This is a genomic window from Hydrotalea sp. GW822-HT8A01 (assembly GCF_058798575.1).
In genome coordinates, this window is the sequence record NZ_CM179506.1 from 244,524 (window position 1) to 270,293 (window position 25,770).

At 38.8% G+C, this 25,770-nt stretch carries 22 protein-coding genes; 10 read left to right on the plus strand and 12 right to left on the minus strand.

Annotated elements, in window-relative coordinates; genetic code table 11:
* Positions 1–11 precede the first annotated feature (11 nt).
* The 7 genes from AC3QLY_RS01070 to AC3QLY_RS01100 form a co-directional block, all read right to left on the minus strand.
* A complete protein-coding gene (locus tag AC3QLY_RS01070; RefSeq protein ID WP_218330523.1) occupies positions 12–1,253 on the minus strand; it encodes an NADH-quinone oxidoreductase subunit D in 1,242 nt (413 codons plus the stop codon).
* Positions 1,254–1,306: 53 nt separating this feature from the next.
* Entirely contained in the window at positions 1,307–1,825 is a 519-nt protein-coding gene (locus tag AC3QLY_RS01075; protein WP_218330524.1) for an NADH-quinone oxidoreductase subunit C, read from the minus strand.
* A 60-nt stretch (positions 1,826–1,885) separates the two neighbouring features.
* The gene (locus tag AC3QLY_RS01080; protein WP_068247400.1) at positions 1,886–2,473 is read right to left on the minus strand and encodes an NADH-quinone oxidoreductase subunit B; all 588 of its coding nucleotides are present in this window, start codon (positions 2,471–2,473) and stop codon (positions 1,886–1,888) included.
* 166 nt (positions 2,474–2,639) lie between these two features.
* Positions 2,640–3,044, minus strand: a complete 405-nt coding sequence (locus AC3QLY_RS01085; protein ID WP_068247403.1) for an NADH-quinone oxidoreductase subunit A — start codon at positions 3,042–3,044, stop codon at positions 2,640–2,642.
* A gap of 270 nt (positions 3,045–3,314) precedes the next feature.
* Complete coding sequence (locus AC3QLY_RS01090) at positions 3,315–5,048, minus strand: tetratricopeptide repeat protein (RefSeq protein WP_218330525.1); 1,734 nt, start codon at positions 5,046–5,048, stop codon at positions 3,315–3,317.
* 23 nt (positions 5,049–5,071) lie between these two features.
* Positions 5,072–5,989 (minus strand): PstS family phosphate ABC transporter substrate-binding protein, encoded by a 918-nt coding sequence (locus AC3QLY_RS01095; RefSeq protein WP_218330526.1) that lies wholly within the window; start codon positions 5,987–5,989, stop codon positions 5,072–5,074.
* A 1-nt stretch (position 5,990) separates the two neighbouring features.
* Complete coding sequence (locus AC3QLY_RS01100) at positions 5,991–6,224, minus strand: hypothetical protein (protein WP_218330527.1); 234 nt, start codon at positions 6,222–6,224, stop codon at positions 5,991–5,993.
* Positions 6,225–6,569: 345 nt separating this feature from the next.
* Here AC3QLY_RS01100 and AC3QLY_RS01105 point away from each other — a divergent pair, with 345 nt between their 5' ends.
* The gene (locus AC3QLY_RS01105) at positions 6,570–7,028 is read left to right on the plus strand and encodes a low molecular weight protein-tyrosine-phosphatase (protein ID WP_228733089.1); all 459 of its coding nucleotides are present in this window, start codon (positions 6,570–6,572) and stop codon (positions 7,026–7,028) included.
* Between the two features lie 22 nt (positions 7,029–7,050).
* Positions 7,051–8,541 carry a histidine--tRNA ligase gene (hisS, locus tag AC3QLY_RS01110; protein WP_287100793.1) on the plus strand — a complete coding sequence of 497 codons (1,491 nt, stop codon included), beginning with the start codon at positions 7,051–7,053 and terminating at the stop codon, positions 8,539–8,541.
* An 84-nt stretch (positions 8,542–8,625) separates the two neighbouring features.
* Here hisS and AC3QLY_RS01115 read toward each other — a convergent pair whose 3' ends face one another.
* Positions 8,626–9,048: a hypothetical protein gene (locus tag AC3QLY_RS01115; protein ID WP_218330529.1), complete on the minus strand. Its 423-nt coding sequence runs from the start codon at positions 9,046–9,048 to the stop codon at positions 8,626–8,628.
* Between the two features lie 147 nt (positions 9,049–9,195).
* Here AC3QLY_RS01115 and AC3QLY_RS01120 point away from each other — a divergent pair, with 147 nt between their 5' ends.
* The 4 genes from AC3QLY_RS01120 (at position 9,196) to gldD (ending at position 12,245) form a co-directional block, all read left to right on the plus strand.
* The gene (locus tag AC3QLY_RS01120; protein ID WP_288072054.1) at positions 9,196–9,594 is read left to right on the plus strand and encodes a hypothetical protein; all 399 of its coding nucleotides are present in this window, start codon (positions 9,196–9,198) and stop codon (positions 9,592–9,594) included.
* 164 nt (positions 9,595–9,758) lie between these two features.
* Positions 9,759–10,187: a single-stranded DNA-binding protein gene (locus AC3QLY_RS01125; protein ID WP_218330531.1), complete on the plus strand. Its 429-nt coding sequence runs from the start codon at positions 9,759–9,761 to the stop codon at positions 10,185–10,187.
* 85 nt (positions 10,188–10,272) lie between these two features.
* Entirely contained in the window at positions 10,273–11,622 is a 1,350-nt protein-coding gene (gene gldE / locus AC3QLY_RS01130) for a gliding motility-associated protein GldE (protein WP_287100796.1), read from the plus strand.
* 26 nt (positions 11,623–11,648) lie between these two features.
* Positions 11,649–12,245 carry a gliding motility lipoprotein GldD gene (gldD, locus tag AC3QLY_RS01135; RefSeq protein ID WP_074419704.1) on the plus strand — a complete coding sequence of 199 codons (597 nt, stop codon included), beginning with the start codon at positions 11,649–11,651 and terminating at the stop codon, positions 12,243–12,245.
* A gap of 341 nt (positions 12,246–12,586) precedes the next feature.
* Here gldD and AC3QLY_RS01140 read toward each other — a convergent pair whose 3' ends face one another.
* Together AC3QLY_RS01140 and AC3QLY_RS01145 are read right to left on the minus strand one after the other, a co-directional pair.
* The gene (locus tag AC3QLY_RS01140; RefSeq protein WP_218330533.1) at positions 12,587–15,169 is read right to left on the minus strand and encodes an ABC transporter permease; all 2,583 of its coding nucleotides are present in this window, start codon (positions 15,167–15,169) and stop codon (positions 12,587–12,589) included.
* 43 nt (positions 15,170–15,212) lie between these two features.
* The gene (locus tag AC3QLY_RS01145; protein WP_492990318.1) at positions 15,213–15,908 is read right to left on the minus strand and encodes an ABC transporter ATP-binding protein; all 696 of its coding nucleotides are present in this window, start codon (positions 15,906–15,908) and stop codon (positions 15,213–15,215) included.
* 145 nt (positions 15,909–16,053) lie between these two features.
* Here AC3QLY_RS01145 and AC3QLY_RS01150 point away from each other — a divergent pair, with 145 nt between their 5' ends.
* Positions 16,054–16,740 carry an arylesterase gene (locus tag AC3QLY_RS01150; RefSeq protein ID WP_287100798.1) on the plus strand — a complete coding sequence of 229 codons (687 nt, stop codon included), beginning with the start codon at positions 16,054–16,056 and terminating at the stop codon, positions 16,738–16,740.
* A gap of 30 nt (positions 16,741–16,770) precedes the next feature.
* Here AC3QLY_RS01150 and AC3QLY_RS01155 read toward each other — a convergent pair whose 3' ends face one another.
* Positions 16,771–18,858, minus strand: coding sequence for a carbohydrate binding family 9 domain-containing protein (locus AC3QLY_RS01155; protein ID WP_228733090.1), 2,088 nt, complete (start codon positions 18,856–18,858; stop codon positions 16,771–16,773).
* A 384-nt stretch (positions 18,859–19,242) separates the two neighbouring features.
* Between AC3QLY_RS01155 and AC3QLY_RS01160 the strand changes: the two genes are divergently transcribed.
* From AC3QLY_RS01160 to AC3QLY_RS01170, 3 genes are all read left to right on the plus strand, one after another.
* The gene (locus AC3QLY_RS01160; protein ID WP_492990321.1) at positions 19,243–20,271 is read left to right on the plus strand and encodes a serine hydrolase domain-containing protein; all 1,029 of its coding nucleotides are present in this window, start codon (positions 19,243–19,245) and stop codon (positions 20,269–20,271) included.
* 684 nt (positions 20,272–20,955) lie between these two features.
* Positions 20,956–22,422 (plus strand): glycoside hydrolase family 30 protein, encoded by a 1,467-nt coding sequence (locus tag AC3QLY_RS01165; protein ID WP_218330536.1) that lies wholly within the window; start codon positions 20,956–20,958, stop codon positions 22,420–22,422.
* Between the two features lie 23 nt (positions 22,423–22,445).
* Positions 22,446–22,910, plus strand: a complete 465-nt coding sequence (locus AC3QLY_RS01170; protein ID WP_074419609.1) for a DinB family protein — start codon at positions 22,446–22,448, stop codon at positions 22,908–22,910.
* A gap of 6 nt (positions 22,911–22,916) precedes the next feature.
* Here AC3QLY_RS01170 and leuS read toward each other — a convergent pair whose 3' ends face one another.
* Entirely contained in the window at positions 22,917–25,676 is a 2,760-nt protein-coding gene (gene leuS, locus AC3QLY_RS01175) for a leucine--tRNA ligase (protein ID WP_449555709.1), read from the minus strand.
* Positions 25,677–25,770 lie beyond the last annotated feature (94 nt).

Consider the following 25,770-nt stretch of genomic DNA (forward strand, 5'->3'; position numbering starts at 1 on the left):
TTGTTATGTGTTTATGCATCTAACTCACCTGCAATGAGGTTTAAACTACTCATGGTAATAATGGCATCGCTCAACATACCTCCTTTTGTTAATTCACTGTATGCCTGATAGTAAATAAAACTGGGCCTGCGAAAATGCAAGCGATAAGGTGTTCTTCCACCATCGCTAATTAAATAAAAACCCAATTCGCCATTAGCACCTTCTACACTATGGTAAACTTCACCTTTGGGTATGGCAGTTTCACCCATGATGATTTTAAAGTGCCAGATTAATGCCTCCATTTTTGTGTATACCTCTTTCTTTTCGGGAAGATAATACTCAGGCACATCGGCATGAAATACTTCGGCTTCGGCTCCTTTAAATTTCTGTACTTTTTGGTAGGCCTGTTCTATAATATGCAAGCTTTGCCACATTTCTACATTGCGCACTAAAAACCGGTCATAGTTATCGCCGGTACTGCCCACCGGAACAATAAAATCAAAATCTTCGTAACTGCAGTATGGGCTATGTACCCGCACATCGTAATCAACCCCTGCTGCACGTAAATTAGGTCCCGTAAAGCCATAGTTTAAAGCACGCTCGGCACTAATAGCACCAGTATTTTGGAGGCGATCCATGAAAATACGATTACGGGTAAAGAGGTTTTCAAACTCTTTTAGCACTTTAGGATATTCCTGAAGAAATTTTTCTAACTTTTGGAAAGCTGTATCTGTAAAGTTGCGTTCAAACCCACCTATTCTGCCAATATTGGTGGTTAAACGAGAGCCGCATACTTCTTCATAAATTTCATAAATCAATTCGCGGTATTGCATCACATATAAAAAACCGGTATAGGCACCACTGTCTACACCCACAATTGAATTACAAATAAGGTGATCGGAAATACGGGCCAGTTCCATGATAATAATCCGCAAATAATCTACCCGCTTGGGTGTTTTTACACCCAGTAATTTTTCGCAGGTCATGTGCCAACCCATGTTATTAATAGGGCTGCTGCAATAATTTAATCGATCGGTAATGGGTGTTACCTGATAAAGCGGCCTGCGTTCGGCTAATTTTTCAAATGCCCGGTGAATGTAACCTACGGTTTGCTCGGCCGATACAATACGTTCACCATCTAATTCAACAATATTTTGAAACACACCGTGGGTAGCGGGGTGTGTAGGACCCAGATTGAGGGTGGTGGTTAATTTTTCAATGGAACCATCCGGAAGTTTTATATGGTGTGGTTGCACCTCTTTTGTTTCCAACATAATATTTCAATTAAATTACCGACAGTTGTTTTGAACTGCCTTTACAATTGGATTTAATAAATTGAACCGCCTCTGCCAAACATGGCATCATCTTTATCTATTCTGGTTTGATCTTCCAATGGATATTCTTTCCTTAATGGGAAATAATCCATTTCATCTACATTTAAAATTCTTTTTAAATTGGGATGCCCGATAAAGTTTACGCCAAAAAAATCGTAGGTTTCTCTTTCCATCCAGTTGGCTGCTTCAAATAATTTGGTTGCCGTAAACACATCGGGTTGCTGTATACCGGTAAATACTTTATAACGGATGCGTATATTCTCTTTTAAATTATGTAAATGATATACTACAGCCAGTTCTTTTCCGGTATTAACCGGATAATGAACAGCACACAAATCAGTTAAGAAAGTAAATTGAAGTGTTGCATCTTCATACAAAAACTGCAATATCTTTAAATTCATTTCTTTTGGTGATTGAAAACTGAGCAAACCAAATGGTGTTTCAAAATTAGACACCTGATCGCCAAATTTTTCCTGGAGTTTTTGTTGTATGATTTCGTTGGTTAGTGCCATGACTGTTATAAGCGTTTACAGATTTTTTTAAAGCCTGATGAATAAGCCAATAAATGGCGTTTATTGAATGCCATAACTTTCTAAAAGTGCCGTGTATTGCGGGCTGTTTCTGCGGCGAATACTTTCTTTACCTACCAATTCCTGAATTTTCATAAACCCATCTAAAATAGCTTCTGGCCTGGGCGGGCAACCTGGCACATATACATCAACCGGTATAATCTGATCAATACCCTGTAACACACTGTAAGTATCAAAAATACCACCACTGCTGGCACAGGCACCTACACTCAATACCCAACGGGGTTCAGCCATTTGCAAATATACCTGCCTTAAAACAGGCGCCATTTTTTTGGCAATGGTACCCATTACCATTAGTAAGTCGCACTGACGGGGAGAAAAACCAACTCTTTCTGCACCAAAACGAGCTAAATCGTAGTGCGCACCCATTGTAGCCATAAACTCAATACCACAACAAGAAGTGGCAAATGGCAATGGCCACAAAGAGTTTTTTCGTGCTAACCCCACTACTTCACTTAATTTGGTGGTGAAAAAGCCTTCTCCATTATATCCCTGCGGAGCCTCGCCCATAATAATAGATTTGGCAGGTTCTGCTGGTTTGGGATGAATATTAAAACGTACTGGACGCATAGAATAACATTTAATTTGCTTGATAAAATAAGGTTTTCAGGATTGTAAAACATCACTTACCACATCCTGCTAATTTGTTATACCCCTGCCATTTTTCAAAGAAAGTAAGCACAAATTGCACCATATATAACATTTCAACTTCTTTTAAGTTGAAGATTCCTTCCCATTAATCTTCCCAATTCAATGCTCCCTTTTTAATGATATATACAAAACCAATGAGGAATAAAGCCACAAACAACACAATTTCCCAAAAGCCGGCCCATCCCAGAAATTTAAAGTTTACTGCATAGGGATAAAAGAAAATTACTTCTACATCAAACAATACAAACAAAATAGCCACTAAAAAATACTTTACTGCCATGGGTTGGCGGGCATTGCCATGGCTGGCTATACCACTGGAGAAATTTTCCAGTTTATCACTCGTTTTTCTTTTTGGACCTACCCAGGCAGACAATCCAATCATGGTAGCCACAAAACCTATGGCGAAAATGAGTTGAATGCCTATCGGGAAATAATTTTCAGCAGTATTGTTAAGCTGATTTAGTTGAAGAAGTGTACTAAAACCTATCATAACATTCTTGAATGAGATGCAAAAATAAGGCAGTCTGTTTATAAACCCTTACTATTCTTTTGTTGTTTTTGATGAATTCAGCAATTTATAATGCCACAAGTATTTTCAATATTGTTTTAATATTACCCGCTCTCAAAAAAATTAAAGTCAATAGCGTAATAATCTACTAAATTATGAAATTGGAGTTTCCAGGCTTGCTTCAATAAAAAAGTTGCCACTTTTTACAGCGGCAACTTTTTTATTATATTTAAAAATGTATTTCCTGACGAATTAATTCTTCGTTGCACCCTTTGTACCGGTGCTGTCAGTCTGTGGTTGTTTTCCTTCCATCAGCTTTTGCTTTTTAATGTTGCCTTCAATTGCGCCTTTAATTTTTAACATATCCGGATCATTAGGAATTAATTCCAAAATTTTATTACAGATATCGAGGGCTTTTTCATAATCTTTTGCCCTGTCATTATAGTAACCCATCATATAATAATAGTCGATGATGATGAAGCGTTGATTTTTTACACTGTCTTTCATCAAATAATCAATTTGCTGTTGCAAGGCGGGAATAGCAATGCCGGGATTAGAAGTGGTATCTAATGCTTTGGCTGCCATTACATTAAAATAATAACCTTGTGGCTTATCGGGAAATGCTTTGATATAATTAGCCGCCACATCCATTACTTTGGGATAATCGGCTGCCTGATATGCCACATTTGAGATATTGTAATAATCGTACTCGCTCCAAGTGCCTTTCAGGGCTTGCGCTTGCAATAACCAATCTAACTGCGCTTTGTAATTTTTAGCTTTTGCCATTAAATCTGCAGCCTGCGTCATGTAGTTAATTTTATTCACTTTAGAAGTATCTGACTGAATGGCTGATTGGATGTACTTAACAGCAACGTCGGCATTTTCAGGAAATTTAGAGAAAATTTTTACTGCCAGTTCATAATCTGCCGGTTTCACTTTATCTGTAGGTTCTAATTTAAAATACTTTTCAATATTTTGTTTAGCCTGTAATGAATCACCTAATTTCAAATAGTTGTAGGCATACAATAAACTCAATCCGGGTAATTTGTCTGTACCACCTAAAGAGGTTTCTATTTCTTTTTCTTTAGCCAATGATTCCTGGTATTTACCTGCCTGATACAGGTAATCTGCCAGATAGAAATCGTTTTGCGGATCTTTATCTGCATATTTTATGAATTTGTCCAGATTGGCTTTGGCCATATCTACATTTCTGTTCTTATAATATTCAAACAACGCCAGATAAGTATCGGGGAAAGAAGGATCTGCTTCCATTGCTTTTCCAAAAGCCGGCATGAAAGAGTCTTCATTATTCTGGCTCAGGTATACCATTCCAATTCTGTAATAAGCCAACACATTTTTTGGATCAATGGTGGTAGCCTGCTCAAATGCTTTTACGGCTTCACCTCCATTTTCGCCACCTAATTTCAGATAGCAGATACCCATGTACACATACACCATAGAATTTTTAGGATCTAATGCAGCGGCTTGTTTTAATTTTTCAATACCATAGTTAGGATCACCAATTTTGCTGCCTCCATCGGCATTGGCACGGCCTATGGCTTCTAAAATTTCAACACTGGGCTCGCCTTTATGTCGGCCTTTGGTGGGTGTTGTAGCTGTAATGGCCTGTTCAAACTTTTGTTTGGCAGCATTGATATCGCCACCTTCCAGCATGTCTATATGGCCTATGCCTACCCATATTAATGGCTCATTTACACCATCGGTTAAGGCTTTCTGATACACAGCCTTCGCCGCATCCATTTGGGCTTTGGTTACTTCATTGCCGCCAATTAAAGCCTGACCGTACCAATAAATGGCTTGTACATCTTTGGGCTTATCGTCGTAATTTTTCTTCAAAATATTAATGGCAGATTGAACTTTGAATGACGAGTTTAAGTCGTTAATCCCATCAGCAATCGACTGGGCCATCAATCCATTTACAGCCAGAAAGGCTGCCACTAGCAAAGTAATTGTTTTCTTCATCATGCTTTAAGTTTATAGTGGTTTGTTTACTCCTCAATTTGACTTTTTCGATTCACCAAATCCATTTTAGCAGGTGCTAAACCACCGCTTCTGAATATGAGTTGACCGCGTTCCAAAGTCATAAAATTTTTAAATCCGGTACCCAATGCTACTGCATTTTCTTTTAAAATATAATAAATGGGCCGGGTAAGCGGGTACTGTCCGTATGTAATGCTGGCCTGCGAAGGTTTCACAAAAACATCTTTTTCACCGCAGGCGGTGCATTCAATTAATCCCAGCCTTATTTTTTTAAGATTGGCTACCTGCTTGGGTTCATTGGGATTGCCCACCCAACTAATTCCTACAAAACCAACGGCATTGTTCATTTGCTTAATAACCGACACTACCGAATCGCTGCCGCCGGTTGCCATTACATTTTTACCAAATGGTGCTCCGTGCAATAATGTATCCTGCAAATACCGAACGGTACTGGTTGCATTGGTACCATCCATAACAACCGGAATATTTTTTTTGCCGGATAAAATATCTTTTAAATCGTTAAGGGTAAAAACACTATCGGGATTGTTTTGGTTTACAATTACGGCAACACCATCAAATGCCATTACACCAAATAAAGGTTTAAAACCTAATTTATTTAAATAAAATGAATCTTCCCGCTTATTCAATCCTCTTGCCACAATAATCATTCTGGTACTATCTTTCATCAAATCTTTAAAGCAATCTACTTCCGGTTCATATTTGGCAAGAATATGCGCATCAGGATAAGATGACTCATATACTTTAATTTGTTGCGCAATAACGGGCTGAAAACTTTCATCCACACTAATGTGAATGGTACCTTTTGATGGGGTATCGGTAATGACATATTTATTTTGCTGCTGTTGACACGCAACCAGCAAAACAACTAAAAAAGAGATAAAAACCACATGCCTGCTCATTATCATGTTAATACATTTTCTTAATGCCCCTGTACATTCTAAAGCCACCATACAACAAACAAACAGATCCTAAAAAATAACAAAACGCATCACCTAAAGCCATAATTTGAGGTATTTGCCAGTATTTGCCTCCAAAAAGCAGTACAGACATACCCAAATACAGTAATGCCATAAAAATATCTCTCACAGAACTTAGAAAAATAAAGTTTTTTCTATGCTTTTCTCTAATTGGTTGCTCCATTTCATTACAATTAATACTGTATGGGATGGGCAATTTATAGAATAATTCCTTTGCGATGCATTAAAAACCTCTAAGAATTTTCTAAGAATTTTTTAATGTGCAAAAATATTACCATAAAAAACCCGGTTTCTTTTGCTGTAAGAAGCATAAAAGCTGACATTCCACAAAACATATTTTGTTAAAAAAATGTATTCTTTTTTTCGCTGCCATCATAAATGCCCGGGTAAAACAGTGCTATTTACCGGCTTTTTGAATGGTACAACATGCCATCCAATTGTAAATACCATAGTGCCCCACACCATGCAAAGCAATGTGAAAAGCTGCCGGCAATGTATATTTGCAAGCATGAAAGTATTGATGGTTTGTTTAGGAAATATTTGCAGAAGCCCTTTGGCAGAAGGAATTTTACAACATAAAGTACAATTAGCCGGCTTACATTGGGAAGTAAACAGTGCAGGAACCGGTAATTACCATATTGGCGAACCACCGCATCTGCTTTCGCAAAAAGTAGCAATGGCACACGGCATTGACATCAGCAACCACAGAGCCAGGCAATTTACCGCCAATGACATGATGGCTTATGACAAAATTTATGTAATGGACCTGGATAACTATAAAGCCGTTGAACAAATCAGCAAAAAACATTTTGATGCTGCAAAAACTGCATTTATTATGAACGAATTGTTTCCTGGTTCCAATACCGAAGTACCCGACCCCTGGTTTGGTACCGAAAATGATTTTATAACTGTTTACCAAATGTTAGATGCTGCTACTGATAGTATACTTCAGAAATACAGTTCTTAAAAAAATGATATAAAAACATCGCATGAATAAACCTACTTTGCCCCAGGGCACCCGTGATTTTAATGCCACTACCATTTACAAGCGCAACTATATCTTCAACACCATACACCAAGCTTTTCAGTTATATGGGTTTGAACCCATAGAAACGCCGGCAATGGAAAACTTAAGTACTTTAATGGGGAAGTACGGAGAAGAGGGTGATAAACTAATTTTTAGGATTTTAAGTAATGGTGATTTTAGCAAAGAAACCAGATTACGTGCTTTAAAAATGATTGACATTCTATTCTTAATAAAAAAGGAAAATAATGACACTTATACTAAATCTGCTTATGATCTTCTAATCAACACCTCAAATATTGATGAAATTAGAGCGGAATTAGATCATCTTTTACAACCAAATGAATTATCAAAACATATTACAGAAAGGGCACTCCGTTACGATCTTACCATACCTTTTGCACGTTATGTTGCCATGAATTATGGGCAACTCACTTTCCCTTTTAAACGCTACCAGATACAACCCGTATGGCGTGCCGACCGGCCGCAAAAAGGCCGTTACCGCGAATTTTATCAGTGCGATGCCGATATTGTTGGCAGCAACTCACTCATGAATGAAGTGGAATTGGCACATTTATATGCTCATGTGTTTAAAATGCTGAACCTACCCATTGTTATTAAAATCAATCACAGAAAAATATTGGCAGCTTTGGCAGATATATGTGGCGGAGCAGATAAATTAACCGACATAACCGTTGCTATCGACAAATTAGATAAAATAGGAATAGATAAAGTAAAAGAAGAATTACAGCAACGCAACCTGTCGGCAGCACAAATTGAAACCATTGCACATTTTCTGGAAATAAAAGGCAGTAATGAAGAAAAAATTGCAACACTTACCAACAGCATTGGCAAGCACCCGCTGGGTAAAGAAGGTATTGAAGCCCTGCAATTTATTTTAAACCGACAAATGCCCGACAATCCGTTACCGTTAGAAATTGATGTTACCTTAGCCCGAGGCTTAAACTATTATACCGGAGCAATTTTTGAAGTGAAGGCCATTGGCTTTAGCATAGGCAGTATTGGCGGCGGCGGCCGTTACGATAACTTAACCGAATTATTTGGTGTACCCAATGTACCCGGCGTGGGCATTTCATTTGGGGTAGACAGAATTTATGATGTAATGGAGGGGCTTGCATTATTTCCCAAACAATTAATGAAGGGTAGTAAAGTGTTGTTTTTTAATTTGGGAATAGAAGAAAGCGGCCGTGCCTTTGCTTTGTTACAAAGTTTACGGGCACAAAACATCAGTGGCGAATTATATCATGAGCCTGCTAAATTTGATAAGCAATTTAAATATGCTGAAAAGAAAGGCATACCAGTTGTAATTATGCTGGGCAGTAAGGAACTGGAAGAAAATACCTGCACTGTAAAACAATTGGCTACCGGCACTCAGGAAACCATTGTGCAGGCTGATTTAATCAACTATATTGCTACAATAGAATCGGGCTTGTAAGCGTATTAGCATAAACAATACTCAAAAAGGCGATGAATGTGATACCTATACCTGTCGCCTTTTTTATTCATGTTTTTATTTGCGCTATCGTGTAAGTGGTGCCAATGCATATTGTTTGTGCATGTCAGGTAGCAGGGCAACGGGGCGTGTAGCAGCAGCGGTATCTTCTTTCTTGCCTTCTAAATGATAGCCCACAGCATCAATAATGACTGTTTTAACTTTTTTATTTTCATCTCTTTTAAATACGGCAGTGCCCTGAAACGAAACCAATGCAAATGAATCTACGCCTAATTTCTGCAATACCGAGGTACCTGCATCAGATACCATATTTAGTCCGGTACTATCAAACGTTACTTCCACTTGCTCTACTACACTTCCATCCGGAAAAGTGTATCTTCCTATCAGTTCAGTTACGGTAGTGTCTTTTTTTGCCTGTGTGGTTTGTTGTGCCTGTGCTATTATTACAGCGCCTGTTAACATAACCAACATGAATAAAAATGTTTTCATTTTTTTTGACGTTAAGATACGGCAATATCAACTACATTTCAACCTTCATAAAAAAATAATATCAGCAGGCCGTACAAATTTGTTCAGACACAATTTTTAATCATGGCATGGTTTTTACATTTTTGAACCCAACAAACAATTCCTGCCATGAAGCCAATCATTGCCCTCGTTTTAGTGATGTTGTCATTTCAAGCCTGCACCTATAAAACAAATCCGGTTAAAACCCCACCACGCCCTGCTGCACCATCTGCACCTGCTGCATTTATTGTGGTGGATGGCATGGGCAATATTCTTACCCCAAAAGACAGATTTCCCCTCGCTATTGGCCAACAGGTAAATTATACCCAAATTACCCGTGCATTTACGCCCAATCAACGCAAAAATCTCCTTTATCGTTTTAACAGCATCCCGCCAAAAATTATTTATGTAGCTCCAGCCTATACCCTACATTCCCTAAAAGGTACTTATTGCATTTACAAAAAAAAGTTTTGGTACTGGCAACACAGCAATGGACTATTTTATTTAGACGAAACCTATTACCGATAATATGCATTGTTGCAATGAATAGCCATTTGCAACAATCAGGAAAAAATTTAACAGCCCTTATGATGCTTAAAATAAATAATTGTTTAATTTTAAAATCGTTGTGAACATCGTTTAAAAGCAGTAATTTTAAGAACAACTATCTCACTTACCAAAACAACAAAAGTATGAGAGGCGTAAACAGAGTAATGCTTATCGGCAATTTGGGAAAAGACCCGGATTTACAGGTATTAGACGGGAATATTGGAGTAGCAAAATTTCCTTTGGCCACTACCGAAACCTATAAAGACCGCAGTGGCAAACTCGTTTCACAAACAGAATGGCATACCGTAGTTTTATGGCGTGGGTTAGCCGATTTGGCGCAAAAATACCTGCACAAAGGCAGTTTAATTTATGTAGAGGGCAGATTGCGTACTCGCAGTTGGGAAGATAAAGAAGGCAATAAAAAGTTTGCAACTGAAGTGGTGGGCGACAATCTGATTATGTTAGATAAACGTGCCGATGGGCATTCCGGCAATCATCCCGACAATCCTGAAGGCTATGGTGGCGAAGATGTTCCGCCCATGATAGATCCGGGAGAAAATATGCCTTATTGATTTTTCATGCTTAAAAATGATATTTTTGTAAGTCAGGTGCTTTTTTGTAAAGACTGCTTGTTATTATTCATTAAAATAAAATATTTTGGATCATCACCCGGCATTTTATCCGTTTACCATACTAAATGCAGCCATTCCGCAGGGCAGTATAGCATTAATTATTTTGCTTTTTATTTTATTGGTCATTTCATTTTTTGTAAGTGGGGCAGAGGCGGCTTTTTTTTCGCTGAAGCAAAAAGACATCAATTTGCTCAAAACCAAACAAAATCCTTCCTACAAAAAAATTATTCATCTGCTAACTGAGCCTAAAAAACTATTAGCCTCCTTACTCATTGCCAACAGCTTTATTGATATAGCCATTATTATCATTTTCAATATTAGTATTGATGAATGGTTGCTGAATTACCACCCTGCATTTTTGGTTACCAATATCTGGATAGAATTTTTAATCAAAGTAGTAATTGTAACCGCCGTGTTATTATTGTTTGGTGAAGTAATGCCTAAAATTTTGGCCACGCAAAACAATATTCGCTTTGCCAAAGAAGTAGCACCACTCATTGAATTCATTCATTACATCTGCAAACGCTTAAGCAATGTGCTGGTAAAATATTCAGATATTATTGAAAGAAGATTAGCCCAAAAAACAGGCAGCATTACCAGCGATGAATTGTACCATGCCATTGAAATTACCAAATCGGGCACCAATGAAAATGAAAAAAACATTTTAAAAGGAATTATAAAATTTGGCAATATTACCGTAAAGCAAATCATGAAAGCCCGTTTAGAAGTACATGGTGTAGAATACAATACCAGCTTTCATGCATTGCTGCAATCGGTTGCCGATATGAGTTACAGCCGGGTGCCCGTATACAAAGAAGATTTGGATGAAGTAGTAGGCATATTGCGCACCAAAGATTTGTTGCCATTTTTAAATGAACCCGATACATTCGAGTGGCATAACCTCATCTCTCCTCCCTATTTTGTGCATGAGCATAAAATGATTGAAGATTTATTACGCGAATTTCAAAGCAGGCGTATACATTTTGCTATTGTGGTAGATGAATTTGGTGGCACCAGTGGCATTGTTACTTTAGAAGATATTCTGGAAGAAATTATTGGAGATATTAAAGATGAATTTGATGAAGAAGAATATGGCTACCGAAAATTAGATGATTACAACTACATATTTGAAGGTAAAATCATGATTAATGATGTATGCAAAATTATGCAACTGCCGGTTGATACATTTGATGCATTAAAAGGAGAAAGTGATTCATTAGCCGGATTAATATTGGAAATTGCAGGTGAAATTCCCAGAAAAGGCCAGGTGGTTTCCATTCCCGGATTTGATTTTATGATGCTGGAAGTAGAGAAAACAAGAATCAACAAAATTAAAGTAACCATCAGTAAAGTATCTGATGATGACCAACTGTAGTTTTACCATTTTTATACCCAAATAACATGCCGTTTTTCCAACAACACAAAGCCATTATCGCTATTTGTTTTGCTTTTGTCGCTTTTGCCTGCAATAGTCCCTTTGTACCCAAACCAAGAAGTTATTATAAAATCAATTTTCCCCAACACCAATACCAAACTTTTAATCAGCCCGGTTACCCGTATACCTTTGAATATCCGGTATATGCACGGGTGGTAAAAGACTCTACTTTTTTGGGCGGAAAAACGGAAAATCCCTGGTGGATTAATATTGACTTTCCGCAATTTAACGGACGCATTTATATAAGCTACAAAGCCATTGGCCCCAACAGTTTTCAGAAATTGGTGAATGATGCTTTTACCCTTACCAACAAACACAGCGAAAAAGCCTATTCTATTGATGATTCGCTCATGGTAACCCCCAATGGCGTACATGGCATGTTTTTTAAAGTAGGCGGCAATGTAGCCACCGCCAACCAGTTTTTTTTAACCGACTCTACCCATCATTTTTTAAGAGGTGCCCTTTACTTTGATGCCACACCCAACCAGGACTCATTAGCCCCCGTTAACCGCTTTTTGGTAGAAGATATGAAACACCTGATTAATAGTTTTAGGTGGAAGTGAGAAGATGATGATTGGCGTATAACGCTATTAGGGTTGCCGAAGATGGCGATTTTCACTACAAATGTTGATACAAAGCACTGAACCGCCAATTTTGCTAAACCGCTATAGGCTGGCGTTCGTGTACACCGTTTTTGTAAACTATTTATCAGCATTGAGTTTGTTCGTCAAACAAAAGCTGTAAAGCCAGTGTGTTCCATTACAATAATAAGTTATGTTGTGTCTATTTTGAGTTTACCAAACCATTGCATCATTTGCAATAAAGCATGCCTGAATCAATAACAAATAGATGATTTACAATGTAATCCACCAAAGACTAAAGACCAACACCCAACCCCCATTCACTACACTTCATTCCTCAATACCTCTAACGGAGAACGTTTTACAATACCACGGCTATTGATTAAACCAATGCCTACCGTTAGTAAACAAACCATCAATACCAATATGATAATGGGTAACAGTTGCAGATGAAAAGCAGTTTCAAAAGTATATTTTGCCAATACCCAACCGGCAGCCAATCCTAACAATATACCGGTAATGGCAGCCAGTATACCGAGGAAAAAATATTCCAATGCGGTAATAGCAAATATTTGTTTGCGGCTGGCACCCAGTGTACGCAACAATACAGTTTCGCGTATGCGCTGGTATTTACTCATGAATACAGATGCAATGAATACCACAATACCGGTGCTGATACTTAAGCCTGCCATAAAGCGAACAACAAAACCAATTTTACTGATAAGGTCGTTGAGTATTTGTAATACTAAGGCCAAATCAATGATAGATACATTGGGGAATTGCTGCACAATAGCCTGTTGGAACTGCGCAGATACCTGTTGGGTGGGCACTTTGGTGAGCAATACCCAAAATTGCGGAGCAGATTCTAACACGCCTTTGGGAAACAGCACTAAAAAATTGGTTTGCATACCCCCCCAATTTACCTGTCGTAGGCTGCCTACAATGGTTGGTATGGGTACCCCCTGCACATTAAATGTAAGGGTATCGCCCAAATGCACTTTATTTCTTTTGGCAAAATTTTCTTCCATTGAAATATACGGCAGGCCGTTACCGTTGGCAACGCCCACCCATTTGCCCGCTACTATTTTTTCAGAAGCTGTTAATGAATCGCGGTAAGTAACGCGGTATTCTCTTCTGAATAAACCACGGGGCAGTTTACCGCTGGTATCAGTTAAAGCCTGAGCAGCCTTGATAACATTCAATGCTGCCACACGCATGTTTACAACAGGCACAAACGCATTTACATGCAAATGGTAAGTGGCTGCAACATTGCCTACGCCTTGTTTTTGGCTGCTTTGTATATCAAACAAAACAATATTGGGTTGGTTGGTACCGGATGATAGATTGAGCCGGTTCATTAAGATAGACTGCACAAAAAACAAGATACTGATGAAGGCCGTACCCAGCCCAATGGCTACCATTAATAATGTAGTTTGGTTATTGGGCCGGTATAAATTTGCCAACGCTTGTCGCACAACATAATTCCACGAGGAAGGAAAAAAACACCGTACCATCCACATCAGTAATCGGGCAATGGAAGTTAATACCAGCAATGCCATACCGATACCGATTGTAAATTGAAGTGCCTGTTTCCATTCCTGTATTTGTACATACGTAAAACCATACACAAATAATACAATCAATACATATACCCACCATCCGGAAAAATCATTTTTACGTTGTGTGGGTTCATAAGCAACTCGAATTGCATTGAGTGGTGATATGTTGCGGATAGACAACAAAGGCAAGAGTGCAAATAAAACAGATATCAGTACTCCCAGCAACATGCCCTGCCCTACTGCCGTCCAGGAGATGGCAGTACTGATGTGTACCGGCAAAAAATCGCTTAGAACAAAGGGTAAAAACTGTTGTAAAACAATGCCCAATGCCGCACCAATGGCAGAACCCAGCAATCCAATACCAGTAATCTGAATCAAAAATATGGTAAAAGCCTGCGATGCTTTTACACCCAGACAACGCAATACAGCAATGGTATTTATTTTTTCTTTTACATACACATGCACGGCACTGGCCACACCCGTGCAACCCAATAACAAAGCAATAAAACCCACTAAGGATAGGAAGCGCGTAAGATCAGTAAACGTTCGTCCGGTATTTTCTTTTTGCGTTTCAACGGTTTCAATAGCACAATCGTTGGCTTCCAATCGGGGGCGCACTGCTTCAGCCCATTTTTCAATATTTGCTGTTTGTTTAAAATGAAAATAATACTGATAACTAACGCGACTGCCTTTTTGCAGCAGGCCGGTTTGCTGTATATATTGCAAGGGTAAGTATACAATGGGGGCAATTGCAGCAGAAAAACCTGTTTGTCCGGGGGCATTCAATAATTTTCCTGCAATAGCAAAAGTGACTGTACCCACCTGAATAGAGTCACCAATGTTTGCTCCATATTGTAGCATTAAAGTGGCGTCTACCAATGCCCGTTGCTGAGTACGGAAAGCAATGCCCGCATTGGCAGGATCAGTTTCTAAAGCACCATAATAAGGAAAGCTGCCTTGTAATGCCCTTACCTGCACCAAACGGATACCGTTATTTTTTTTAAACAACACCATCGATGCAAAATTTCTTTCTTCCGAATAATTGCTGCTATGGCGTAAAGAATCTACCAACTGCTGTATAGCGGGGGTGAGTGGCTGATTAGAAGTTATTTTAACATCGGCGCCCAACAAAGCCGCAGCCTGGTTGTTTACTTCATCATTCAAATTATTACCCAATGAATAAATGGCTACCAGGGAAGCTATGCCAACAATTACAGAAGATACAAAGAGCAGCAACCGGGAGCGGCTGCGCCGGCTATCCCGCCAGGCCATGCACAACAACCAGCCCGGCCGGAAACTGTTTTTGTTTGGGTGATGTGTTACTATTTGTGAAGTATTTTGGTTCATGATTGCAGATTAAGATGCATCTTTCAATATTTAAGCTGGTAAATCAACGTTTAGCCATTGCCGTAACTATATCTGATTCAATTTTTCCGCCTTTCAGGCGAATAATACGTTGCGTTTTTGATGCCAGTTCAATATCATGCGTTACCAATACCAATGTAGTACCGGATTCTTTATTCAAATTGAAAAGAAGGTTCACAATCATTTCGCTGGTTTCTGCATCCAGATTACCGGTAGGTTCATCGGCAAATAAAATGGCTGGCTGGTTAGCAAAGGCACGGGCAATAGCAATGCGCTGTTGCTCGCCCCCACTCAGTTGTGCTGGGTAATGATGGGGCCTGTCCGCCAGCCCAACTTTATATAATAGTTCTAATGAACGCTTTTTTACCTGCTTTTCGCCCCTTAATTCCAATGGCACCATTATATTTTCCAATGCGGTTAATGTAGGCATTAACTGAAAGTTTTGAAAAATAAAACCCACATATTGATTTCTGATGGCAGCCAATTGATCTTCATCTAAACTTTCGAGACGTTGCTGGTGCAGTACAATGCTGCCGGAAGAAGGGTGATCGAGTCCGGCACACAAGCCCAGCAGCGTTGTTTTACCACTGCCGGAGGGACCAACAATTGATAAAGTAGTGCCGGCTTCTGCAGAAAAACTGATATGCTCTAACACTGCTAATGTTTGATTGCCACTTTTATATGTTTTACCTACTTGTTGCAACTGAAGAATGGTTTCCATGTATTTTGATTTAACTTGCTCAAACAATTCAATAAAGGAACAGTGCCCGGTTAGTGAGATGCACTGTACATTCAAAAGATTTTTTATAAAATTACCGACAATCTAAATTTAAATTCGTACAACTATATACTACAGCTACAACTTTATGAAAAAGATATTGTTTTACATTCAGCTATTTTTAATTGTTTGGGTGGCAGCTTGTAACCAAAACAAAACCGGGAACAAACAGCAGCAAAAAGATACCCTAAATAAACCAGCACCAATACCCACCACGGTAAAACAAAAAATCATTGTATTTTTTGGCAACAGCCTTACAGCCGGATATGGATTAGATCCTTCGCAAGCATTTCCTGCATTAATACAACAAAAAATAGACGCTTTACATTTGCCCTATCAGGTAGTAAATGCCGGTGTAAGTGGCGAAACTACAGCAGGTGGCTTAAGCCGCATTGATTGGATTTTACGGCAGCCGATGGATGTTTTTGTATTGGAACTGGGCGGCAATGACGGATTGCGGGGTATTCCATTAACTGCTACTGAAAAAAATTTGCAGGATATTATTGATCGGGTAAAAGAAAAATATCCATCAGCCGCTATTGTGCTGGCAGGCATGCAGCTACCGCCCAATCTGGGGCAAACCTATACCCATACTTTTGAAGCCATTTATCCGAAACTGGCGGCTAAAAATCATATTGCACTCATCCCATTTCTGTTAGAAGGGGTTGGTGGCAACCCTGCACTGAACCAGAATGATGGCATTCACCCCAATGCAGCAGGCGCTATGGTAGTAGCAGCAAACGTATGGAAGGTGCTGAAAGATATATGCAAATAAAATGAATGATGCGGCTGTATGAAAAAAATATTACAAATTCCACCAGTAATTAAATTTTAAAGCCAGCTCTCTGTTTTTTACCATAAACGGGGCCGGATAATAATTATCGGTATATACCAGAAATAAGTCGGATGCCGGTTTATAGCGCCACTGCAATCGGCTGTTAATGTTCAGGTTATTCAACTGATTGTTGTATTGAATATAGGTAGTGAAATATAAGTTATTGGTGAAAGTTACGTCAATACGCGGCCCCACTAAATAAAACGGCGTATTACCCCATGGAGCAGGCAATTGCAGGTAATTATAACTAAAGTTCATATTCATATTAACATAAGGCTGAAAGCGATAGCCAATGGTTGAATTAATGGCCAAATGTGTTCCGGAAGTATAATACCCGCCATAACGTACCGAGAATGCATAAGTAAATAATTTTTGTGGTTGCGAATTTATATCAAAGCCAACCGTATTCCATTTGTGTATGGTTCCAATAGCCAATGAATCTTTACCGGTATTGGTTGGATCGAAGGGTTGCAATAGTTGCACATAATCTTGCGCTGCATAAGCATCTATACTCAACCGGTTACGAAATGTAATCAGGTATAAAAAACTGTTTTCATAATCGGTTCGGTGCATTTTTTCATCAAAATAGTACGACAGGTTGAATTGAGGGCCATGACTTAAAATGCTGCCACCCTTTGGAAAAAAATATCGAATTATTTGAGGGTTGAACCGAACATAACCGGTGCGGGGAACATAGCCTGTTTCTGCCGTATAATTTTTGCCTACATATTCATATTCCCCAATAACACTCCACTTACGGCTATTATAGGCCAGATTAGCTGCATGGGAAATAGCATCGCCCGATTTGCCCGGACTAAGTGATTTGAGCACAAAAGCCTTACCCGTCCATACATTATTGGGTGATGCGAGGTTGTATTGCAATCCAAAATTGCGGTTATATAACGAGTAAATGGGTTTTGTGGTATCATTGCCGGGATGGTAGCCAATAGAAGTTTTATCAACATAAATTACGCCAATGCTCGACCGTTGGAAAACACGCCGCTGCAAAGAAACAACCGAAAAATTTTGATTGGGAAGATATACCCCGGGTAATTGCTGTGTTTCCATATCCATGGCACCAACACGCCAGTCTTTATTGAGTTTACCACTTAAGCGGGCACCTGCATTAATAGGCGCATCCAAACCAACCCTTCTTGAAAAGAAAGGCTGTATGCCGCTGAAACCAAAATCACCAAAAAGGTCGCTGTTTTCTAAAAAAAATTGCCGTTTCTCCGGAAAAAACAATTCAAACCTGCTTAAATTGGTTACTTGTTGATCAACTTCCACCTGCGAAAAATCGGGATGTATGGTAAGGTCAAGGTTCAATGCAGGGGTTACAGATATTTTGGCATCTAAACCAAAACGCTGGCTCAATACGCCACTGGTATTGTTGGTATAATCCTTCTGCCAGTTGGTTAATGTATAAGGAATAACAGATATGTTTTTTTTATACAAGGGTGCAGCTGAGTCTAATTCAAGAATACCGGTATAGGCGAGCGAGGCTGTAGGGAACTGACGTGGAATAGGCGTCCAACTCGATTTTTCTGCTGCCTTTAAATCGTTCCTACTGAAGTTAATACCCCATTCTTTAATGCCGTTTTTATAACGAATACTTTTAAAAGGAATGGCTGCTTCAAAAACCCAACGGTTTTTATAATTCTTTACAACAGACACCCATTTGTTATCCCAATTCAAATCCACTTTTCCGCCTTCATACATGGCACCATCCCATTGGGCACCATCGGCATTGGCACCAAAAGTAAATCCGTTGGTTTGGTCATCGAAAGGATCTAAAAAGAAAATGAAATTATCATTTTTCTGAAAGTTAAAATCGCGGTGCAACGATTCTACCATATTGGGGCCTTTCCTTGTATTGTAACAAATAGCAAGAATATAAATATTATGATCATCATACACCATCCGCACTTCGGTGGGAACATTGGCTAAGCTGGTATCCATGGGTAACACCATAAAAAAGTTTTTAGCTACTTGTGCCTGTTGCCAGGCCGGTTCATTCATTACACCGTCAATTTGTATGGGTGTGTGAATTTTATGCATCGTGTAACGATAAGCGGCATTCTTTTTTTGTGCCACCAACCTATTAATGCATAGCAAGGCTAATAAAAGTATAAGGCAATATTTCAACATGGCAGTTGCAATGGTTACCAACCGAAGTTATGCGGTAAAGCGAAAAATGAATACGATTTTAATGTAGCTGCCGGTTTATTTGATATCCATCAATTTTGTTTGCATATAATATGGCCTACCATGTATATTGGTATGCATACGGATAAATAAAATACATTTCAATTGCCTATACAGATTAAACGTTTTCATTACATTACAGTCAAACCCAACCATAGCTTAAGTATATGAAAATAAATTTTCAATTCGTAACAGTAATGCTGTGCCTGTTCATTGCAACGGGATGCCATAAAAAAAATGTCCCCCCCTGCTACAGGTTCGCATTCAGACAGTTTATACTTTCCGCCGGTGAATAGCAGCACATGGGAAACCATTGCGCCGGCTACATTAGGTTGGGATAATACAGCACTGAATAATTTGTATCCTTACTTGCAAAGTAAAAATACCAAAGCCTTTATTATTTTAAAAAACGGCAAAATCGTTACAGAACAATATTTTGGAAGTTTTACGGCAGACAGCTTATGGTATTGGGCATCGGCAGGTAAAACCATGACAGGCTTATTGGTGGGAATTGCACAAAGAGAAGGGCTATTAAATATCAATGACATTTCATCAAAATATTTAGGCACGGGATGGACAAGAGCCCCTATTGACAAAGAAAACAAAATTACCATTCGCCATCAGTTAACCATGACCACCGGTTTAGATGATGATGTACCCGATAATTACTGCACCTTGCCATCCTGCCTAATTTATAAAGCCGATGCAGGAACGAGATGGGCTTATCATACCGGCGCATACACTTTGTTAGATCAGGTAATTGCCAATGTATCGGGTATGCCATTCAACAGTTACTTTCAACAAAAAATAAGCGGTAAAATTGGAATGAATGGCACATGGATAAAAATACCCAATTCAAATAACGTATATTATAGCAATGCCAGAAGCATGGCTAAATTTGGGTTATTGCTATTGAATAAAGGCAACTGGGGTAATATACCTGTATTAGGTGATAGCGTTTATTTTCATCAACAAATCAATACTTCGCAAAATTTAAATCTGAGCTACGGGTATTTAACATGGCTAAATGGAAAAAGGAGTTGCATGTTGCCATCCCTGCAAACTGTATTTCCTACTGCAATCATTCCCAATGCCCCTACAGATATGTATGCAGCATTGGGTAAAAACGATCAGAAAATTTATGTAGTACCCTCACAGCAATTAGTTATTATAAGAATGGGCAATGCCGCTGATAGCAGCCAGTTTTCCGTTTCCGGTTTTGACAATGAATTGTGGGGAAAATTGAAATTGTTGATGCATTTGTAAGCATTCTTCCAGCTGATTGAATCGATGGCCCTACACAAATACACAATTATTTCAATGCCCAAAAATAGCAATATATTTTTTCGCCTAACCCGAAGCATATATTAGCATTTTAAAGTGTATTTCGGCTATCCCCCAACATCAAATGTAACCATGATTATTTTTTTATCAAAATACATTTATTCGGGTATCATTTCATTCCAAATATTATCAGCATTTTATTGTAACATAAGTTTTGCAATTTTAAAGAAGCTACATTTCTGCAAATGAACAGCTCAACTGTTCAAAGGTGTTCATGAAATTTTAATAAAGAAATTTATTGTTGTCCGACTAAAATTGTAAAATAATGGTTCAAACCCTTTGCAGAACTATATTTCAGCCGCTTTCAAAAGATGGGGTACTCCCTCCAATTTTGAAACAATCATTTTTTAGCCTGTAATCCTATACAGCAAGGGATTACAGCAATTTTTAAGCTAAGTTTTGCCGCACAATAATGAAAGAAATTATAAAAAAAACTTTGCTTTATTTCATTTGAATGTACCTTTCCAAAACAATTCTTTTAAAAATTTTCTTGTTTTAAAAAATACGCATCAAAAATAGTCGTTTTGAATCTGTTATTCTTCGTGTACTATCACAACAAACACGGATAGCAAAACATTAAGTAGGAACAAAAAAATGTAACACCATATGAAAGTATTGATTACATGCATATTTGCTGCAATAGCAGGTATTGGTTTTATCAAGATTCCTGCTACGCAACCTGCGCCAAAAGCACATTCATACAACGCGAAGAAAGTGATTGTATACACCACTGCAGAAGGCACCCGTTACAGAATATCGGCAACCGATACCTTAACATTTTCACCAATGGATCAGCCGGTTGAAACACAGGTATGTGTTTTTGTAGACCCCGGGAAACAGTTTCAAAAAGTAATTGGATTTGGAGGTGCTATTACCGATGCTGCTGCAGAAACATTTTATAAACTGCCTGAAGCTACCAGACAAGAATTGCTCGATGCCTACTACAATCCAACAAAAGGCATTGGTTATACTATGGGACGCACCAATATTAACAGTTGCGATTTTAGCAGTGACAGTTATACCTATGTTGCTAATAATGATAGCAGTTTATCTACCTTTTCAATTGCACATGATAAAACTTATAAAATGCCGTTGATTAAAGCTGCAGCAAAAGCAACCGGCAACAAATTGCATTTATTTGTTTCGCCATGGTCGCCACCAGCCTGGATGAAAGATAATAACAGCATGGTGGAAGGCGGCCACCTGAAAAATAATTTCAGGAAAGCCTGGGCACAGTATTATGTAAAATTTATAAAAGCTTATGAAGCGGATGGTATTCCTGTTTGGGGTCTTACAGTGCAAAATGAGCCCATGGCCAGGCAAACCTGGGAATCCTGTATTTACAGTGCTGAAGCAGAAAGAGATTTTGTGAAAGGTTATTTAGGACCCGCATTACAGCGGAGTGGCCTTGGCGATAAAAAGCTGATTATATGGGATCACAATCGTGATTTATTGTACCAACGTGCCAGCACAGTATTGGATGACCCGGAAGCAGCCAAATATGTTTGGGGTATTGGGTATCACTGGTACGAAACATGGACAGGCAGTGGTATGGAATTTTTAAATGAACAAAGGGTACACGAAGCCTACCCAAATAAATATTTAATGTTTACAGAAGGTTGCATTGAAAAATTTAGTTATGACAGAATCAATGACTGGAGCCTGGGTGAACGTTATGGACACTCACTCATCAATGATTTTAATAATGGAACAGTAGCCTGGACCGACTGGAATATTTTATTAGATGAAAAAGGAGGCCCTAACCATGTTGGTAATTTTTGTTTTGCGCCCATACATGCCGATACCCGAACCGGAAAACTGCTATACACCAACAGCTATTATTATTTGGGGCAGTTTTCAAAATTTGTGCATCCGGGTGCCAGGAGAATTATCAGTTCATCGAACAGAGACCAGTTAGAAACTACTGCATTTGAAAATCAGGATGGCAGCTTGGCTGTTATTGTGATGAACCCAACCAATAAGGCCATACAATACCATTTATGGATTCATGGTGCTGCCACACAATTAGTTAGCCTACCCCATTCTATTGCAACAATGGTAATAGACAAATAGCTTTTAAATAAAAAATAAACAACATGAATTCTGTTATTCAAAACATAGTAAATATCAGAAAATACTTAATTGAAATGTGTGAGCCTTTATCGGTTGTACAACTCAATACAATACCCAATGGGTTTAACAATAATATTATTTGGAATTTTGGCCACTTAATTGCGGCACAGCAAGGGCTTTGTTATATACGTTCCGGACTTAAACCGGTGGTAGATGAATCTATTATATTACAATTTAAGGGAGGTAGCAAACCAGAAAAGCAATGGGATGAACAAGAAATTGTACGCATAAAACAAACAATGATCGATTCATTACATCAACTGAATGCGGATTTAGCGGAGCATCTGTTTTCTCAATACGAAACATTCCAAACCCGCTATGGCGTTACCTTAAGCAGCATTTCAGATGCCATACAATTTCTTCCTTTTCATGAAGGATTGCATACCGGCACCATTATGGCCATTAAAAAATTAGTAATGATGCACTAAATATACCTACACCACCACATTAATCATTTTACCTTTTACAAAAATGAATTTTTTAATGGGCTTATCTTCTGTCCATTTTTTTACTACTTCATTTTGCAAGGTAACCTGCTCTACTTCATCCTGTGTAGCAGTAAGCGAAAAAGAAATGGTGGTTCTTAATTTACCATTGATGCTTACCGGATATTCTTTTACAGATTCTGTTAAATAGCTGGCATTCCATGCCGGGAAAGGCGCATTTACAACCGATCCCTCATTACCTAACACATGCCATAATTCTTCTGCTACATGCGGTGCATAGGGTGCCAGCAAAACAACCAATGGTTCCAGAATGGCTTTATTATGTGTATGTAAGTCGCTCAATTCATTTACGCAAACCATAAATGCCGCAACGGCGGTATTGAATGAAAATCGTTCAGTATCTTCTTCAATTTTTTTAATGGTTTTGTGCAATACTTTTAATTGCTGTGGAGTAGCCGGCTCCTGATTCAGAATAACTGTCCCCTTCACTTCATCAAAAAACAAGCGCCATAGTTTTTTCAAAAAACGGTGTACCCCTTCAATTCCCTTGGTATCCCAGGGTTTACTTTGCTCCACCGGGCCTAAAAACATTTCGTACATGCGGAAAGTGTCTGCCCCGTATTTCGCCACCAAATCATCCGGATTCACGGTATTGAATTTAGATTTCGACATTTTTTCTACTTCAACACCACAAATGTATTTGCCCTCTTCTAAAATAAATTCAGCATTAGCATATTCTCCATTCCGCCATTGTTTAAAAGCCGTTATATCTAATACCACACCATCTACCATATATACATCCACATGCAAAGCATTTACTTCGTATTGATTCTTCAATCCGGCAGAAACAAAAGTATGTGTGCCCTGAATTCGATATACAAAGCGGCTACTGCCTTGTATCATACCCTGATTCACTAATTTTTTAAAAGGTTCATCAAAGCCAATATAACCTAAATCAAATAAGGCTTTGGTCCACATTCGGCTATACAGCAAATGCCCTACCGCATGTTCGGTTCCGCCTACATATACATCTACCTGCCCCCAGTAATCGCTTATCTTTCTATCACAAAAAGCAGTAGTGTTATGCGGATCCATGTATCGCAAAAAATACCAGCTACTTCCGGCATAACCGGGCATGGTATTGGTTTCTAAATTGCGTTGTACCCATTCAGGAATATTGGCTAATGGTCCCTCTCCTTCCGGACCCGGAGAATAAGTTTCTACTTCAGGCAATAATAAAGGCAGTTCATTTTCTGGCAACGGTATAGCATTGTCGTCCATCCATTGTATGGGGAAAGGCTCGCCCCAATAGCGCTGGCGGCTAAAAGCGGCATCACGCATTTTATAATTCACTTTTCTTTTGCCAATACCTCTTGTTTCTAATTCAACAATCATCACTTCAATGGCTTTACGCATAGGCATACCCGTAAGGAAACCGCTATTGGTTAATATGGCATCTTTGGTAGGGTTTGCATCTGTTCCGGTAAAAGCATTCCCAATAATATTGGTAATAGGAATATTGAAATGTTGGGCAAATTTAAAATCGCGTTCATCGCCGCATGGCACAGCCATAATAGCACCGGTTCCATAACCCGCCAGTACATATTCTGCTACCCAAATTGGTATCCGTTGTTGGTTAAATGGGTTAATAGCATAAGCACCGGTAAAACAACCTGATATCTTTTTTTCGGCTTGCCGCTCCCGATCACTTCGGCTTTTTACGTATGCCAGATAATCGTCAATGGCCTGTTTTTGTACGGGTGTAGTAATGGAATTTACCAACGGCAATTCAGGAGCAATGACCATAAAATCAACACCAAAAATGGTATCGGGTCGGGTGGTATACACCCTAAGTATTTCAGATTGCCCTTCTATTTCAAAATCAATTTCGGCACCACTGCTTTTGCCGATCCAGTTGGTTTGCATTTCTTTCATGGCTTCACTAAAATCAACAGTAGTCAGACCTTGTAATAAACGATCGGCATATTCTGTAATGCGTAAATACCACTGGCGTAATTTCTTTTTTTCAACCGGATGTCCGCCCCTTTCACTTACCCCATTCACCACTTCATCGTTTGCCAATACTGTACCCAGAGCAGGACACCAGTTTACCTCGCCATAACCACAATAAGCCAGGCGATAATGCATTAAAATTTGCTGCTGTTCCGCAAAAGAAAAACGCTTCCATTCGGCAGCGGTAAAATGCAAGGCAGCATCACCGGGACATTCGTGTTGTGTATTGCCTTCTTTTTCAAAAACTTCAATTAAAGTGGCAATAGGCGCCGCTTTTTGCAACCGACGGTTAAAAAAGCTGTTAAATAGTTGCAAAAAAATCCATTGCGTCCATTTATAATAACTGGGGTCACAGGTTTTTACTTCTCTGTCCCAATCGAAACAAAAGCCAATTTTATCTAACTGATTCCTGAAATTTTGAATATTATTTTCAGTTGAAATGGCCGGATGGATACCATGTTCAATAGCATATTGTTCTGCAGGAAGCCCAAACGCATCATATCCCATGGGATGCAATACATTAAAACCCTTCAACCTTTTGTAACGTGCAAAAATATCGCTGGCAATATAACCCAAAGGATGGCCTACATGCAAACCGGCACCGCTGGGATATGGGAACATATCCAATACATAAAATTTAGGCTTATCTGACTGATTGGGAACTGCATATACCCTTTCACTGTTCCAGTATTGTTGCCACTTTTGCTCTATTTCCTTAAAATTATATTCCATCATACTAACTTGTAATAAAAAACGTTATCATTACACTGAATGGTATTATGAACTGTAGCTTACCGCAGAGTTTTACACAAAAAAAATAACCATAAAA